Raw genomic sequence first — 16,169 nt, forward strand, 5'->3', positions numbered from 1 at the left:
GAGGTCCCAGCCGCCGCCGAGGGGACCGTCGCCCACGTCGGGTGGGACCCGGGCGGGTTCGGCCGGTACCTCCTCCTCGCCCACGGCCCCGACGTCTACACCATCTACGCCCACCTGTCGATGGTCCAGCCGGGGACCGCCTTCGCCCTGGGGGCCGTCGTCGGCCGGGTGGGGAAGACCGGCCACGTCACCGGGCCTCACCTGCACTTCGGGATCTACGTCACAGACCCCGCGACCCTGCTCCTCGTGGAGAAGGGCGGCGTCCGGAAGTTCAACAAGGATGCCGCCGTTGACCCGCTCCAAATGCTCGGAAGGGAGACGAGAGCGTGACCTTTGCCCTGTCGTCCGTGGTGTTCGTGATGCTCGGGCTCACCCTGCTCCTGATCCTGGTCAACCTCTTCGTTCGGGTCCTGGTGATCCTGAAGGTGGCCGGGTTCGCGGGAATCGACCCGAAGAAGTTGCCCGACTGGATCAGGACGGACCTCGTGATGTTCTGCGGCCTTGTCCTCGTCGGGCTGGTTTCCGGGGTTAAGGTGGATTGGGAGGCCCTCGGAGGCTTCCTCGCCGGCGTACCCCCGCAAACCTTGGAGACGATCCGGAACCTACTTACAGGTACCGCCTTTGGAGCCGCATGGGTGACAGTAACAGGGCCGCTGGCCGTACAGATCGGGTTGAAACTCGCGCAGTTGTTCACGACCCAGCCTACGCCGACACCAGCGCAAGTTGTGCAGACCTCGCCGCCTCAGGGCCCGTAACCTCCCCGGGCCCTCTCACCTCCCGCAAGGGGACCGGCCGATAGCTGGTCCCCTTCGCATCTTTCGCTGTCCCATCCGGAAGCCGAGGGCGACTAGGAGGAAATCTCGAATCGGGGAAGAATTTCCCAAGCCGGGGTCCCTGATGCTTTTGGGGGGAGGGGTATCCAGGTGAGTGGCTCATCCGACATCACCAATTCCAAGCCCTGGCACGATCGGATGTACCTCCCGGTGTATTCGGTTGTTGACGCGGCCCGTTATGCTCAGACCCACCGCTCTACCGTATGGCGCTGGTACCACTCAAGACGGGCCGAGAACGTTCTCAGAGGGAAGGCCGATGGTGAGCGGCTGTCCTATCTTCAACTCATCGAAGTGGCCTTGGTCTCCCAGTTCCGTAGGTGCGGCATATCCCTCAGACGAATTCGGGAAGCGCATGGGTATCTATCGGACCTAATTGGGACGGAATACCCCTTCGCTCAGACGCGGCTAAAGACCGACCGTGTTCACCTGTTTCTCGAGCTGCCCGAAGAGCATCCCAGGGCCGATGTCGGCAAGTTCATTGTCACGGATGACCACGGTCAACTGGCGTGGGCTAACATGTACGATGCGCTTGACTATGAGGACTTCCTAGCTGTCAGATGGTTTGTGCGAGGCAGGGAAGTCCCCATCTCCATCGATCCGCGGGTGGCTTTCGGCAGTCCTACCGTTAACGGAGTACCGACCTGGGCCCTCAAGGAGAGCTTCAATGCAGGGGAGTCCTTGGAGGAAATCCAGGCGAACTATGAGATCCCGATGAAGGACCTTCGGTTCGCACTCCAGTTTGAGAAGGTCCCGGTCGCCGCTTAGATGACCTACCTCTTTGACTGCAGCTTGAGCCCGCGGGTCCCGCGGGAACTGCGGGCGGCAGGCATCGATGCTAAGATAAACAAGGATCTCTTCCTGGAGGGCTTGGCTGATGACCTCTGGCTTCCAGTAGCTGGCAAGGAGGGCTGGATCGTGGTCGGAAGAGACCGCTCCTACCACAGGAATCCGAGCGAACTCGCTGCCCTCAGGCAGTACAAGATCGGGTGCATTTACCTTGGAGGCGCGAGGGCTCGTCAGGACGTCTTGGCCGCCCTATTCATCGCTCATCAAGGGAGGATCGAGGACCTAATCCAGACCACGGAGAAGCCGTTCATCTACAGGCTTCCGCTCAACGGCCGCATCACGAGGGTTCCGGTGGGCGAAGAAGAGAGAGCCCTTTTTGGGGCCAAGATCATAGCCATCCCTTGAGTGCGCCGGAGTCAGGTAGATCGAAGGGAAGCCGAGGATCATCACGGGGACCGGCTTCGGCCGGTCCCTTTTGCGTGGGCGGGGTAGGACAACTCGCCAGGACGCCCCGGCTCTCGGCGGAACTGGGGCGGTTTTGCGCCCTAGGGGCTCGAGGGTAGGTCTTTCCCCAAAACGGGGGTCCGCTCGTCCTGGGGCATCCTGGGGCCTCAGGATGGCATCGAGGGCGTCGGGTTCGGCGAAGGGTACCTCGCTAGCGCCCCGTGGCTCGGGTTAAGGCAAGCTGAGTTGCTAATCAAGTTGCTAATCATTTACCCGATACAGGCCGTTACTGGGCGACATAAGCAGGTGAGCCAAAACCGAAAGGACCAGCGTAGCGCGACTAGTGGGGTCTGCCTTGTACCCTCGCAACCCCGCCTCCCGTGAATGGGGTTCAGGAGGCCGTGAGTTCGAATCTCACCACTCCGACGGGAAAAAGCCAGGTACGACGCGGGTTTGCGGCGGCCTGGCTTTTTTGTTGTCTCTATGGACAAAATCGGTCCGGAAGTGGCAGCGAAAGTCGCGGCTCGACAGTCTAATGGTCAGAGGTGCACCGATGACTGGATCAGCAGCAAACGCCGAAGGATGGCCGATCGATCCTCGGGAAGCGGTGGAGCGGCTGATGGCCGAATATGGCTCGGTCGTCTTGAAGACGGCGGTTTTCGCGACCGGCGACCGCAAGTTGGCCGAGGACGTGAGCCAGGAGGTGTTCGTCCGGGCCTTCAAGTCATGGCCGAACTTCCGCCGTGAGAGCTCGGCCAAGACCTGGCTGACCAGGATCACCCTTAATGTCGGCCGAGATTTGTCCGCCTCCCGGGTCCGTGAGCGGCCGACCGACCCGGCGCTGTTGGCGACGGCCCAGGCGAGGGGCCCCGATCAAGTGGCTGGACGACTTGATCACATGGGCGTCTTGCCACACTTGATGGCCCTTCCGGCGGCCTATCGCCAGGCCCTTTTTCTTCACTACTATTTGGATCTGGACACCAAAGAGATCGCTCGGGCGACCCGGGTGGCCGAAGGAACGGCTCGGGCCCGGTTGCACCGGGGCCGCCGGCGACTGAGGGAGTCCTTGCTCAAGGGAGGGTGGAACGGTGAGGCGACGCGGTGATCGTGGCGAAGTCGCCCTCGAAGACTTCGACGCCGAAGTCCGGCGGCAATTGAAGGATGAAGCCGATGGTTCCCTATTTGACGATGTCTTGTTCAGTCAGGTGATGGCGGCGGCGGTCCGCAGCCGTCTGGTTGCCCCTGACCGCCATCTGGAGCGGCTGGGCCGCGGGCGGCCTCGGTCCCCGGCCGGGCCGTTGCGCCGGTGCCTGGTTGTCGCCGTCGTCGGCGCCATACTGGCCACCGGCTCCGCGGTGGCCTGGCCGCGGGTGGCCGGCGAGGTGGGACTGGGCGACTACCCGCCCGGGGTGACCCTGGTCGCCGAGGGCAAGGAGCCGCAGCCCGGGGAGCCAAGGCCGGGAAGACCCGCGCCGATGCCGTTCCCGCACGACCTGCGGATCGCGGCGGACCCCTACCCGGTCGCCACCGGACAGGCGCTGACCATCGAGTCCGATGCCGGTTGGCCCGGCCAGCGGGTCTGGGTCTACGCCGCCCCGGGGCGGGACCAGGGTGTCCTGTTCTACCAGAAGCAGCTGCCGCGCGACGTGATCCTGCTCGGACGGGCGGGGATCGACGCCGACGGGCGCTGGTCGCTCGATTGGGTCGTCCCGGATAGACTGGAGCGCGGGGAAGAAAGTCTTCTCATCGGGGGCGCCGAGTCGCTGGTCTACGTGGTGGGGGTGACCGACTCGGGCTACCTGGCGGCCACCGGTCTACCGGTCGGGCCGGCCCGGACCCTGAGCGTATCGCCGGACCCGGTCGCCGTCGGGCGGGAGATGGTCCTCGAGGGAGCGGGTTACCCAGCCGGCCTCAAGCTGCGAATCGACCTCCTCCACGACCGGCCGGAGGGCGGGACCGACCTGCAGGTGATCATCGGCTGGGTGGTGACCGACCAGGACGGACGGTTCACCTTCCGGTACACCCTGCCCGACCGGTTGAACTGGCCGTATGCCGACAATAAGGGAACGATGGCCGATCACTGGCTGGACGTCGGCCAGGGCGGACGATACTACCTCCAGGTCCTCGAGAATCACCCCGGCCTCGGGCCGGGGCCGCACCTGTTCAAGCGGGTGAACGTGACCGTCGGGTCATAGAGGGCCCTTTGGATTCGCCGAGCACCTCGGTGGACGACCTCTTGGAGCCCGGAAACGAGCCAGGGCGCGGCTTCTTGCGCGGCCTGGCTCGCCGCATTCATCCGGATCGCGGCTGGCTGCCGAGGCCCCTGTCGGACACTGGCAGGAGAGCCAAGATGATGCCGTCAGACGTCTGGCAGGTCATCATCACCGGCCGTCGAATCGTCTCATTCAGGCTTTATTCGGCACCTCGTCGACCCGTCGCCACGCAGCCACACCATCAGATCAGGCCGGAGAGGGAGCAATTGATTTTGGAACAGGTGGATCTTCTCATCGAGCACGGGTACGTGATCACCCTCGACGCCGAAGGTCGGCGGATCCCCGACGGGACCATCGCCATTCGGAATGGCCTCATCGATTCGCCCGGTGGCCCCGCGGCTCGACGAGGAAGCGGCCTACCTGGCCGCCCCCGTGGCCTGTGTCGAAAGCGTCCGGTCGGGGACGACGACCGTCCTCGATTACAACTATGCCCACCCGCGGCCCGGCCTGACCGACGTGATCATCGAAGCCTTCTCCGACGTGGGCGTCCGGGGGGTCGTGGCCCGCAGTTTCTCGGACCGCGTCTTCGGCGAGGGCAGATGGCCACCAGGGGCGGGGCCCGGGCCCTGGGGGCGGAAGACCGGATCGGTTCTCTGGAGACCGGCCGGGCGGCCGATCTCTTCATCTTCGACCCTTGGCGGGCAAAGTCCAGCCCCGTCCACGACCCGGTGGCCGCGCTGGTCTACGCATCGGGTGAAGACAACGTCGGCACGACCGTGGTCAATGGAAGGGTGGTCCTGGACCGCGGGGCGGTCGTCGGCGTGGATGAGGCCGACATCTTGAAGCGGGCCCAGCGGATGGCGGCCGATCTGGTTCGCCGCTCGCTGTCCGGCCCGGCGGTGGGGTGACCAAGGAGCCATGACCATGAACGGGAAAGCCGCGCGCTATTCGACCATCCGCCGCCCCGACGACCTGGCCGAGCTGTTCGCCGAAGGGAGGGTGGGCGGCGATCACTTCCTGATCAAACCGAACTGGTTCGATCCCCGGCCCGGGAGCTACACCGACGCCCGCGTCCTCGACCTCGTGCTGTCGATCCTGCCGGGTGAAAAGACGGTCATCGAAGGGCACTCCCACGCCAGGAATGACCGGTCGATGAAGATCACTCCCGAAAACGAAGTCCCCCAGCGGGACTGGATCCGCCTCCAGGATCGGCAGTACCTGGCCCGCCTGGGGCTGGACCAGGTGATGGCCAGACACGGGGTCGAGTACGTGAACATCAGCGAAGAGGTCTGGGCCGGTAGGACGGCGCCGGCCGACGCGGTCCGCGCTCTGGTAGAGGGACGATACGGGCCCGTGGCCCACCGCGAGTTCTATGGCTTCGTCCCGCAGCGGCTCTTCGACCTCCGCGGCCACACCCTGATCGACCTGGCCAGAGTGAAGATGACCTCGCCGACGACCCGCGACTTCAGCCTGACGATGAAGAACCTCTTCGGGCTGGTCCCGCCGGCCTCACGGATGCCCTACCATGACGACTTGCCGCGAAGCATCGTCGACATTGATATGGTCTACAGCGCCCTGTTTGACGTGGTCGGCCTATGCGAGGGGATCTACCGCAGCGTGGTCTTCTGGGCCGGGGGTCGCTTCGCCACGCCGTGGAGCCATTTCGACGTGATTAAGGACCTCGGCCCGGCCGTCCTGGGCCGGCACCTGCCGACGGTCGATGTCCTGGTCGGCCGGCTCTTCGGCCAGGACCTGACCCAACGGGCGGTGGTCAAGCTGGGCATGGACGTCTTCGGCCCGGTCCGGGAAGAAGACCTTGGCGGCCCGCCGCTCCTCGTCGACGTGTCGACGGACTGGGCGGCAGAGATGGCCGCCCGCGGCCGCCTTCTGCTGGACGATGACAAATGAGAAAGGCGTGGTCGAGATAGCCGCCAAGCGGATCCTGATGGTTGTCGGTGATTTCGTCGAGGATTACGAGGCTTTCTTCTCCTTCCAGGCCCTGGAGATGGTCGGCCATACGGTTCACGCGGCCAGCCCGGGCAAGCGGGCGGGGGAGAAGGTCAAGACGGCCGTCCATGACTCCGAGGGCGACCAGTCGTTCAGCGAGAAGCCGGGCCACAACTTCACCCTCAACGCCACCTTCGAGGGGTTGCGCCCGGAAGACTACGACGCCCTGGTCATCCCGGGCGGGCGGAGCCCGGAGTACCTCCGCCTCAACCCGGCCGTCCTGAAGGCCGTCAGGCACTTCGCCGAGGCCGGCAAGCCGATCGCCGCCATCTGCCACGCGGCCCAGATTTTGGCCACCGCCGGCGTCCTGGCCGGCCGGAGCTGCACCTGTTATCCATCCGTCGGACCAGACATCGAGCTGGTCGGGGCCAACTACGTCGAGATGCCCTGGGACCGGGCGATGGTCGACGGCAACCTTGTCACCGCCCCCGGTTGGGGCGCCCTTGGGGAGTGGATCAGCAAGTTCCTGGCCATCCTGGGGACCAGGATCTCGGCCTGAGCCGAGCGACGGCGGCAGTGGGCACAAGCCGGCCCGTGCCGGCCGTCCTGGAGAAGCTGCGACGCCGGACGCAAGCCAGCCAAGAGACAGTTCTTGGGCGGGTTGGCAACCGGGTCGGGCAGAAATTTTTTCGTCCTCAGGTAGTTGTCAACGGGGGGCTCATCCCATATAATTGTACTCGTAAGACGTCTGACGGGCCGGCGCGATTTCCAACCGCTGGCCATGCCACTGGGCGCTCTTTTCGCGCCCGGTGGAAAGGCCACCAAGACTGCCTTGCGAGGGGGACAATCGGCCATGTCCCAGCAAGTCAAGGTCACCCTCAAGTACTACAACCTGGTACGAGAGACGACCCACCAGGTCTCGGAAAGCTTGGCCGTCGAGGCCGGCAGCACCTGGATGGAGGTCATCGAGGGCCTGTGCCGAAGGTACGGGCCTCAATTCGGGCTGCTCGTGATGCCGCAGCCTGGCCGACTCAACCCTCAGCTCCGTGTGTTCAGCGATGGTCATATACTCCTTGACGACCGGCTCAAGGAACCCGTCACTGAAGGCGCGGAGCTTAGCTTTTTTTCGGCCATCTCGGGCGGCTGAAGCGGGACCCGACGGGCTTGCGCAATTGGCCCGTAATTGATCACCCGCCGGCACCGGTCGGGTTCAAGCTGACAAGCCGGCCAAGTCAGGGGTAGGGGGAACGGACAGGCGATGAGGATCCAGCTGAATCCGGAGAAGTGCACTGGCTGCCAGATCTGCGAGGCATTCTGCTCCTTCAAGAAGGAGCGGGCGGTCTGGCCGGCGAGGTCGAGGATTTCCGTTCTGAAGTGGGAAAAGGAAGGCGTCTTCATCCCTTTCGTCTGCCAGCAGTGTGAGCGGGCGGCCTGTTATGAGGTGTGCCCGGTGGGGGCCATCGCCCGCAACGAGGAGACCGGGGCGATGGAGGTCGACGAATCGCGCTGCCTGGGCTGCAAGATGTGCGTGACGGCCTGTCCCTTCGGCGGAGTGGCCTACGACCCCGACCGGGGTCGGGCGATCAAGTGCGACCTTTGCGGGGGCCAGCCGGAGTGCGTCAAGATGTGCCCCACCGGGGCGCTGAGCTTCGAGCGTGAAGAGAAGAACGCCCTTGCCCGGAAGCGTCAGGGCGCCGAGAGACTGGCCAAGTATATCGATGCCATCGGGAGGTGAGAGGGATGCGCTATCAGGGTTACACCGGCAAGTACCTGGAGGTCGACCTGACCACCGGGCGGATCGAGACCCGGCCGGTCGAGGACAAGCTGGCCGAGACCTACCTTGGGGCCAACGGCTTCGGCACGAGGCTCCTGTGGGAGCGGGTCGGCCCGGAGGTCGATCCCCTCTCGCCCGAGAATATCATCGTCTTCGCCACCGGCCCGCTGAATGGGACGCTGATGCCCAACAGCGGTCGGATGGAGGTCATCACCAAGTCTCCTCTGACGGGCATCTACGGCGACTCCAACGCCGGCGGGTTCCTCGGTCCCGAGCTGAAGTTCGCCGGGGTCGACTTCGTCGTCTTCAGCGGTCGGGCCGCCGCCCCGGTCTACCTGAGGATCGAGGACGGGCGGGCGGAGTTGCGCGACGCGCGTCACCTCTGGGGCAAAGACACCTTTGAGACTGAAGAGCTAATCCAGAAGGAACTCCGCGACCCGGGGATCAAGGTGGCCTGCATCGGGCCGGCCGGGGAGAATCTGGTCCGCTACGCCTGCATCCAGGCGACCATGTCGCGGTCCTTCGGCCGCGTAGGCGGCGGCGCCGTGATGGGCTCAAAGAACCTCAAGGCCCTGGCCGTCCGCGGTTTCGGGCCGGTCCGCATCGCCGACCCCGAGAAGTTCTACGAGGTGGCCACGAGGTCCCATTTCGGCATCCGGGGCAACGACATCTACCCGGCCGTCAGCCGCTACGGGACGCCGGGCATCGTCTCGATCATGAACGGGATCGGTCGCTTCCCGACCAAGAACTTCCAGCTCGGCGGGTATGATCAGGCCGACAAGATCAACGCCGAGGCCCTCCGCGAGCAGTACTTCGTCAAGGACGTCGCCTGCTACGGCTGTCCGGTGGCCTGTGACAAGATCTACCGGGTGGACGAGGGTCCCTATGCCGGGACCGAGGTCCGCAGCTTCGAGTACGAGACCCTGGGCGGGTACGGGGCTTCCATTCTGAACCCGCGCCTCGATTCGATCATCAAGGCCGGCGACCTGTGCGACCGATTGGGGCTCGACGTCATCTCGGTCAGCCGGGCCATCTCCTTCGCCATGGAGTTGTATGACCGAGGCATCCTCAAGAAGGAAGCCTTCGACGGGCTGAATCCGGTCTGGGGGAACATCGAAGACGCCCTGGAGTTGACCAGACGGATCGCCTACAAGCAAGGCATCGGAGCGCTCCTCTCGCAGGGCGTCCGCCGGGCGGCGGCGGAGATCGGCCACGGGGCCGACCACTATGCCATGGAGGTCAAGGGACAGGAGATTGCCTCGCAGGACGGCCGGGCGCAGCAGTCGATGGGCCTCGCCCACGTCACCTCGAGCCGCGGAGCCGACCACCTCAAGGGCTTCCCGACCATCGATGAGACCGGCTATCCGACCGAGGCCAGGCGGCGCTACGGCGAGCAGTACCTGCCGGACATGGCCGATCCCCGGTCGACCAAGTTCAAGGGCTTCTTGATCAAGGACGGCGAGGACTACGCCGCCGTCGTCGACGCCGTCGGCACCTGCAAGTCCGGGGGCAACTTCGTCCTCGCGCAGCTCTACTGGGACGACGTGGCCGGGGCGGTGCGCTACGCCACCGGGATGGAGCTGGACGCCGACGGGTTGAAGGTCATCGGCGAACGGATCGTCAACCTCCAGCGGGCCTACAACGCGCTGCACGGGATCAGCCGGAAGGACGACCGCCTGCCCAAACGGCTCCTCACCGAGCCCAATTACCAGTCGACGAAAGAGGGGAGCGTCTGCCGGCTCGAGGAGATGCTGCCCGAATACTACAACCTGCGCGGTTGGGACGCCGAGAACGGTCTGCCCACCGTCGCCCGCCTGCGCCAGTTGGCTCTGGACGACGTGGTCGAGCGCCTCGGCCCCAAGCTGAAGCCTTGACCTCGATGAGCACAGCCGATATGCGTTATCTGATCATCGGCAACAGCGCGGCCGGTCTCAGCGCGGCCGAGGCCGTCCGCGAGGCCGACCCGCGGGGCGAGATCACCGTCCTCTCGGACGAAGCCCGCCCGGCCTACTCCCGCATCTTCCTGCCCGACCTGATCGCCGGCAAGATCGGCTTTGACCGGATGGCCATGCGCCGGCCGGATTTCTACCCTCGCGTCGGCATCGACCTTCGGCTCGGCCAGGCCGCGGTGGGCCTCGACGTCCGCGAGCGCCAGGTCGAACTGGCCGACGGGCGGAGCCTGCCTTATGACCGCCTGCTCCTGGCGACCGGCGCCTTGCCGGTGCCCCTGGATGTCCCCGGCAGCGACCTGCCCGGGGTCACCGGGCTGCATTCCTTCGAAGACGCCATGGTCCTCCTGGACCGGGCCAGACGGGGCGAGGACAACCACCGTCAAGCGGTCGTGGTCGGCGGTGGTCCGGTCAGCGTCAAGACCGCCGAGGCTCTGACCAAGCTCGGTCTGAAGGTGGTCATGGTGGTCTCCTCACCGGCCATCCTTTCCCGGACGGCCGACGCCGTCGCCGCCGGCCTTCTGGCCAAGCGGATGGACGAGGCCGGGGTCCGGCTTCTGACCGGTCGGAGCGTGGCCGAGGTGCGGGGGAACCTGGATTCCGGGGTCGAGGCCGTGGTCCTCGACGACGGTGAGGTCCTTGCGGCGACCATGGTCGTCGTCGGCAAGGGCGTTCGGCCCAACCTCTTCCTGGCCGCCGATGGCGGCCTGGTCTGCGGCCGGGGGATCATGGTGGATACCCGCTTGGCGACCGAGGCTCCCGGGGTCTATGCCGCCGGCGATGTGGCGGAAACCCCGGTCGGCGGCCGGACGGTGGTCAACACGATGTGGCCCAACGCCGTGGCCCAGGGCCGGACGGCCGGCCACAACATGGCCGGGGCCGCCGAGGAGAGCCCGATCAGCGTTCGTTCCAACGCCGGGACCTTCTTCGGGCTGACCGTCGCCACCGTCGGCCAGACCGAGACGAGGCCCGGCCAGACCGAAGTCATCCGGGCCGGCCTCGGCAGCGGCCACTATGAAAAGGTCATCCTGGAAGCGAGCGGGGCGGTGGCCGGGGCGATTCTGGTCGGCGAGGTCGACCCCATCGGATTCCTGCGGTGGTGCCTGTCGCATGGCCTTCCCACCGAGGACCTGGGCCCGCACCTGATGGAGCGCGGCCTCCGGTATTCCGCCGTACTGGCCCAGGCGCCGTCGACCAAACCTTGATGGAGGGAAGCGTCCAAATGGTCAAGATCCTCGGCATCAGCGGGAGCCCCCGCCAAGCAGCCACCTACTTCGCGGTCCAAGAGGCCCTCAAGGCGGCCGCCGAGGTCGGCGGCGTGGAGACCGAGTTCATCAGCCTCAAGGGCAAGAAGATCAATTTCTGCCTCCACTGTGACTACTGCGTCCGGAACAAGTCACACTGCCTGCAGAAGGACGACATGTCCGAGATCCTCGACAAGATGGCCGCGGCCGATGGGTTCATTCTCGGCTCGCCGGTCTACGAGGGGTCGATGTCCGGCCAGTTGAAGACGATGCTGGACCGGCTGCGCCCGACCTACCTGGTCTATGACAACGGCTTTCGGAACAAGGTCGGCGGGGCCATCGCCGTCGGCGGCGACCGCAATGGGGGCGTCGAGAGCACGATCAAGGGGATCCTCGACTTCTACCACATCTTCGAGGTCATCACCGTCGGCGGGATCGCCCCCGGCGGCAACTACGGCGGCACGGTCTGGTCGCAGGACCGTCGGGCCGAGGGGGCCAAGGCCGACGAGAACGGCATGGAGACCGTCCGGAAGCTCGGCCGGCGGGTGGCCCAGGTGACCAAGCTGGTGAACGCGCGGGACTGAGAGCGAGCGGGGTTGTCGAAACTCTCAGGCCATCCGGGTTTAGATAGCGGGAACCAATCGGCGAAACGAGGTGCGATGATTAGCCATGCAGCAGCCCAACTTCTCCTTCCACTTTCCAACCAGGGTGCGGTTCGGGGCGGGTGTCCTGGGCCAATTGCCGGATGAACTCCGTGGCCTCGGCGCGCGCCGGATCTTCCTGCTCACCGACTCCGGCCTGGTCAAGGTCGGCCTGGCCGACCGGATCGAAATCTTGATCCGCGGGGTCGGCCTGGAGGTCCGGGTCTTCTCGGACATCGAGACAAACCCCACGGCGGCCACCGTGGCCAGGGCGCTCGAGGCGGCCCGGGCCTTCGGACCGGAGGCCATCGTCGCGGTCGGCGGCGGCAGCCCGATCGACGTCGGCAAGGTCGTCGCCTTCCTCCTGACCAACCCCGGCTCGCTCGCCGAGTACCAGTGGGAGGGGCGCAAGATTGCGACCGCTCCGGTGCCCCTGATCGCCGTCTCGACGACCTCCGGCACCGGCAGCGAGGTCACCCGGACGGCGGTCATCCTCGATCGGAACACCAAGAAGGGGATCGTCTCCGACCACCTCTTCCCGCGGACGGCCCTGGTCGACCCGGAACTGACCCGGTCGATGCCGCCCAAGCTGACGGCGGCGACCGGCGTCGACGCCCTGTCCCACGCCCTCGAGGCCTACGTGGGGAAGGGGATCCACCCCCTGACCGAAAGCTGGGCGCTGTGGGCGGTCGAGCTGATCATGGCCGCCCTCCCCAGGGCTTACGCCGACGGAGACGACCTCGCCGCCCGCGCCGACATGGCCCTGGCCAGCTCGATGGCGGGGGTGGCGATGGACCAGAGCGGCTTGGGGATCATCCACTCGATGGCCAGCCCACTCTCCGGGCTCTTCAACGTCCACCACGGCCTGGCCAACGCCGTCCTCCTGGCCGCCGGGATGCGCTTCAATCTGCCGGTGGTCCCCGAGCGGCACGCCCGCCTGGCCCGGGCCCTGGGCGTCGGCCTCGCCGGCCTCGGCCCGGCCGAAGCCAGTGAAGCCATGGCCAAGCGGCTCGACGACTTCGTCACCGGTCTGGGCATCGACTGCAACCTGGCCCTCCTCGGGGTCAAGGAATCCGACCTCGAGCCGATGGGCCGGGAGACCACGGGCATCTTCCTCCTTCGCAACAACCCCAGGCCGGCCAACGCCGAAGAGTGCACGGCCATCTTCAGAAGCCTGTGGCGGCGGGTGTCATGAGGATCCTCCGGGTCGACCTCAGCAAGCGGTCGTGGCGGGATCAGGACTTGACCGGCGAAGCGGCGATCCTGGGCGGGCGAGGGCTGTGCGCGGCCATCGTCAGCCGGGAGATCCCGGCCGGCTGCGACCCATTGGGCTATCAGAACCACCTGGTCATCGCCGGCGGCGCTCTGGCCGGGTTCAACCTGTCGAGTGCCGGGAGGGCCTCCTTCGGGGCCAAGAGCCCGCTCACCGGCGGGATCAAAGAAGCCAACGCCGGCGGCACGGCCGCCGAGGCCTTGGCCGGCTTGGGACTGAGGGGCGTGGTCCTGGAAGGGCTCCTGCCGGCCGGACCGATGGCCGTGCTGGTCATCGACGGTGACGGCTGCCGCTTCGTCGATGCCTCGCCCTACTGCGGACTTGGCAATTTCGCGCTGGCGGGGAGGCTATTTGCCGACTTCGGCCGGGATTACAGTCTAATTACCATCGGTCAGGCCGGGGAACGCCGGTCCAAGGCGGCGGCCCTGGCCGTCAGCGACGCCGAGGGCCGGCCGAGCAGGATGGCGGCCCGTGGCGGCCTCGGAGCGGTACTGGGGGCCAAAGGCCTGAAGGCCGTGATGATCGCCAGGAAGACCGGCCAAAAGCCGGTGCCGGCGGACCGGGAAGCCTTCGCCGAGGCCCGGAAAGCCTATCATCAAACGGTGGCCAGTAGTGATCGGATCCAGGTCCTGGCCAAGTACGGCACCGCCTCGACGATGATGGTGACCAACTCCATCGGCGCCCTGCCGACGAGGAACTTCAGCGCCGGGGTGTTCGCCGGGGCTGAGAACCTCAGCGGGGAGAGACTCTACGAAGTGATCACCGCCCGCGGCGGCCAGGGGACACCCACCCACGCCTGCATGGAAGGGTGCGTCATCCGCTGCTCCAATTGCTTCGCCGGGCCCGACGGCCGCGAGGTGGTCGCCCCCATCGAATACGAAACTCTCGGGATGATGGGCTCTAACCTGGGCCTCGATTCCCTCGACGACGTGGCTCAGCTCAACTTCAGGTGCAATGACTATGGCCTCGACACCATCGAGACCGGCGCCGCCCTGGGGGTCTTGGCCGAATGCGGCCAAGTGGCTTTCGGCGACGGGGCCGGGTTCATCGCCCTCCTTGAGGAGGTGGCCGCCGACACCAAGCGCGGCCGACTCATCGCCGACGGCGCCGAGGCCGTCGGGCGGGCTTTCGGGGCGAAACGGGTGCCGGTGGCCAAGGGGCAGGCCGTCTCGGCCTATGACCCGCGCGGGGTCAAGGGAACCGGGGTGACCTACGCCACCTCGCCGATGGGCGGCGACCATACCGCCGGGCTGACCGTCTTTGCCAACGTCGACCATCACGCCACCGCGGGACAGGCCGCCCTGTCCGCGCAGATGCAGGTCGGACGGGCCTACTACGATGCCCTCGGCCTGTGCACCTTCCTGCAGAGCGCCATCGGAGGCCGGCCGGGTCTGATCCTTGACCTGCTGAACAAGGCCTATGGCCTGAATCTGAAGGACGATTACCTGTCGACCCTCGGCCGCCGGGTCATCTCCACCGAACTGGCCTACAACGACCGGATCGGGCTCAGCCGGCCCGGACTGCCCGACTTCTTCACCCAGGAGAAGCTGGGCCCGGACGGCCTGACCTTCGACGTGCCGCAGGAGGAGATGGAGCGGATCATCGCCGATTTTCGCACCGCTGAGCCCCTCAAGCTGGAGGGATCGAAGTGACCAGGCTCCTGATCAAGAACGCCACCGTCGTCACCGTCGACCCCGAGCGGCGGGTCCTTCGGGACGGCGCCGTCGCCATCGAGGGCGACCGGATCATCGCCGTGGGGCCCACCGACGACGTGGCCGCCCGGCATCCGGCCGAGCGGACCATCGACGGGCGGGGCAGAGTCGTCTTCCCGGGCCTCGTCAACACCCACAACCACCTCTTCCAGACGATGCTCAAGGGTCTCGGGGACGACCGGGTCCTGTCGGACTGGTTCGCCAACATGACCGCGCCGTCGGCCGTCTCCCTCGACGAGGAGACCGTCTACTATGCGGGGATGATCGGCTGCCTGGACGGCCTGCGCAGCGGGACGACGACGATGCTCGATTACTTCTACCCGCATCCGAAGGCCGGTCTGGACGACCAGATCATCGCCGCTTTTCGGGACACCGGGATCCGCGGGATCTTCGGCCGCGGGATGATGGATACCGGGGCGGAGTTCGGTGTGCCCAAGGGGATCATGCAGGACACCGAGACGATCCTGGCCGATTGCCGCCGGGTCTTCGAAACTTACAACGACTCGGCCAACGGCCGGATCAAGGTCTGGTTCGCCCCGGCCGCCCTCTGGTCGGGAAGCCGGGAGCTCTTCGTAGGAGTCAGCCGATTGGCCAAGGACTACGGGACCGGGGTCACCATCCACGTCTCGGAGACCCCCTTCGACCGGGAATCGGCCTTCAAACTGCACGGGGCGACGGAGATGGACTTCCTGGAGTCGGTCGGTCTCCTGGGGCCGCGGCTGATCATGGTCCACTGCGTCTACCTGACCCCCAGAGAGATCCGGATGGCCAAGCACTACGACGTGAAGATCTCCCACAACCCGGTCTCCAACCTCTACCTGAGTTCCGGCGTGGCCCCGATCACCGAAGCGATGGCCTCCGGCGTCACCGTCGGCCTGGCCACCGACGGGGCCGCCTCCAACAACACCAACGACATGATCGAGGTCCTCAAGTTCACCGCCCTCATGCACAAGGGGCACTACCTCGACCCGACGATCATCACCGCCGAGAAGGTCCTGGAGATGGCGACCATCGATGGAGCCAGGGCGGTGGGTCTGGACAAGGAGATCGGTTCCGTGGAGCCCGGGAAGAAGGCCGACCTGTTCATCTTCAACCCGAGGCGGTCTCCCAAGTCGATGCCCTACCACCATCCCGTCTCGACGCTGGTCTACTCGGCCGGCGAGGAGGGCGTGGAGACGGTCGTCGTCGACGGCCGGGTGGTTCTGGCCGACGGCCGGTTCACCGAACTCGACGAGGACGGCATCCTCGCCCGCAGCCAGGAGCTGGCCGACCGGCTGGTTGAACGAGCCGGCACCGGAGCCCTCCGGGTCCGGCCGTGGCGCAGCCTGTCATACTGAGTGGGGAGGGACGTTC

General features: G+C 66.4%; 17 protein-coding genes. All 17 read left to right on the forward strand.

Annotated features, from left to right (window positions below; translation table 11 throughout):
- The coding region (locus VGL40_15850; GenBank protein ID HEY3316738.1) for a M23 family metallopeptidase at positions 1–330 on the forward strand (330 nt) is incomplete at its 5' end.
- On the forward strand, positions 327–755 hold the full coding sequence (locus VGL40_15855; GenBank protein ID HEY3316739.1) for a hypothetical protein: 429 nt from the start codon (positions 327–329) through the stop codon (positions 753–755). The genes VGL40_15850 and VGL40_15855, both read left to right, overlap by 4 nt.
- A 168-nt stretch (positions 756–923) precedes the next feature.
- Positions 924–1,598, forward strand: a complete 675-nt coding sequence (locus VGL40_15860; protein HEY3316740.1) for a DUF433 domain-containing protein — start codon at positions 924–926, stop codon at positions 1,596–1,598.
- Entirely contained in the window at positions 1,599–2,024 is a 426-nt protein-coding gene (locus VGL40_15865) for a DUF5615 family PIN-like protein (GenBank protein HEY3316741.1), read from the forward strand. It begins immediately after the preceding gene.
- A 592-nt stretch (positions 2,025–2,616) separates the two neighbouring features.
- Positions 2,617–3,168, forward strand: coding sequence for a sigma-70 family RNA polymerase sigma factor (locus VGL40_15870; protein ID HEY3316742.1), 552 nt, complete (start codon positions 2,617–2,619; stop codon positions 3,166–3,168).
- Positions 3,152–4,258 carry a hypothetical protein gene (locus VGL40_15875; GenBank protein HEY3316743.1) on the forward strand — a complete coding sequence of 369 codons (1,107 nt, stop codon included), beginning with the start codon at positions 3,152–3,154 and terminating at the stop codon, positions 4,256–4,258. Before VGL40_15870 ends, VGL40_15875 begins: the two co-directional genes overlap by 17 nt.
- 617 nt (positions 4,259–4,875) lie before the next feature.
- Positions 4,876–5,184: an amidohydrolase family protein gene (locus VGL40_15880; GenBank protein ID HEY3316744.1), complete on the forward strand. Its 309-nt coding sequence runs from the start codon at positions 4,876–4,878 to the stop codon at positions 5,182–5,184.
- A gap of 16 nt (positions 5,185–5,200) precedes the next feature.
- Positions 5,201–6,184 (forward strand): DUF362 domain-containing protein, encoded by a 984-nt coding sequence (locus VGL40_15885; protein ID HEY3316745.1) that lies wholly within the window; start codon positions 5,201–5,203, stop codon positions 6,182–6,184.
- Between the two features lie 16 nt (positions 6,185–6,200).
- Complete coding sequence (locus VGL40_15890; protein ID HEY3316746.1) at positions 6,201–6,782, forward strand: DJ-1/PfpI family protein; 582 nt, start codon at positions 6,201–6,203, stop codon at positions 6,780–6,782.
- Positions 6,783–7,076: 294 nt separating this feature from the next.
- Positions 7,077–7,370 (forward strand): MoaD/ThiS family protein, encoded by a 294-nt coding sequence (locus tag VGL40_15895; GenBank protein ID HEY3316747.1) that lies wholly within the window; start codon positions 7,077–7,079, stop codon positions 7,368–7,370.
- Between the two features lie 111 nt (positions 7,371–7,481).
- Complete coding sequence (locus tag VGL40_15900; GenBank protein HEY3316748.1) at positions 7,482–7,958, forward strand: 4Fe-4S dicluster domain-containing protein; 477 nt, start codon at positions 7,482–7,484, stop codon at positions 7,956–7,958.
- A gap of 5 nt (positions 7,959–7,963) precedes the next feature.
- Complete coding sequence (locus VGL40_15905; protein HEY3316749.1) at positions 7,964–9,871, forward strand: aldehyde ferredoxin oxidoreductase family protein; 1,908 nt, start codon at positions 7,964–7,966, stop codon at positions 9,869–9,871.
- A 5-nt stretch (positions 9,872–9,876) separates the two neighbouring features.
- Positions 9,877–11,151, forward strand: a complete 1,275-nt coding sequence (locus VGL40_15910; GenBank protein ID HEY3316750.1) for an FAD-dependent oxidoreductase — start codon at positions 9,877–9,879, stop codon at positions 11,149–11,151.
- A 17-nt stretch (positions 11,152–11,168) separates the two neighbouring features.
- Positions 11,169–11,774, forward strand: coding sequence for a flavodoxin family protein (locus VGL40_15915; GenBank protein ID HEY3316751.1), 606 nt, complete (start codon positions 11,169–11,171; stop codon positions 11,772–11,774).
- Between the two features lie 85 nt (positions 11,775–11,859).
- A complete protein-coding gene (locus tag VGL40_15920) occupies positions 11,860–13,026 on the forward strand; it encodes an iron-containing alcohol dehydrogenase (protein ID HEY3316752.1) in 1,167 nt (388 codons plus the stop codon).
- On the forward strand, positions 13,023–14,756 hold the full coding sequence (locus VGL40_15925) for an aldehyde ferredoxin oxidoreductase C-terminal domain-containing protein (protein ID HEY3316753.1): 1,734 nt from the start codon (positions 13,023–13,025) through the stop codon (positions 14,754–14,756). Before VGL40_15920 ends, VGL40_15925 begins: the two co-directional genes overlap by 4 nt.
- Positions 14,753–16,153 (forward strand): amidohydrolase, encoded by a 1,401-nt coding sequence (locus tag VGL40_15930; protein ID HEY3316754.1) that lies wholly within the window; start codon positions 14,753–14,755, stop codon positions 16,151–16,153. Before VGL40_15925 ends, VGL40_15930 begins: the two co-directional genes overlap by 4 nt.
- The last annotated feature ends 16 nt before the right edge of the window (positions 16,154–16,169 follow it).

The sequence above is a fragment of the Bacillota bacterium genome, assembly GCA_036504675.1.
Lineage (GTDB): Bacteria > Bacillota > Sulfobacillia > JAJYWN01 > JAJZPE01 > DASXUT01.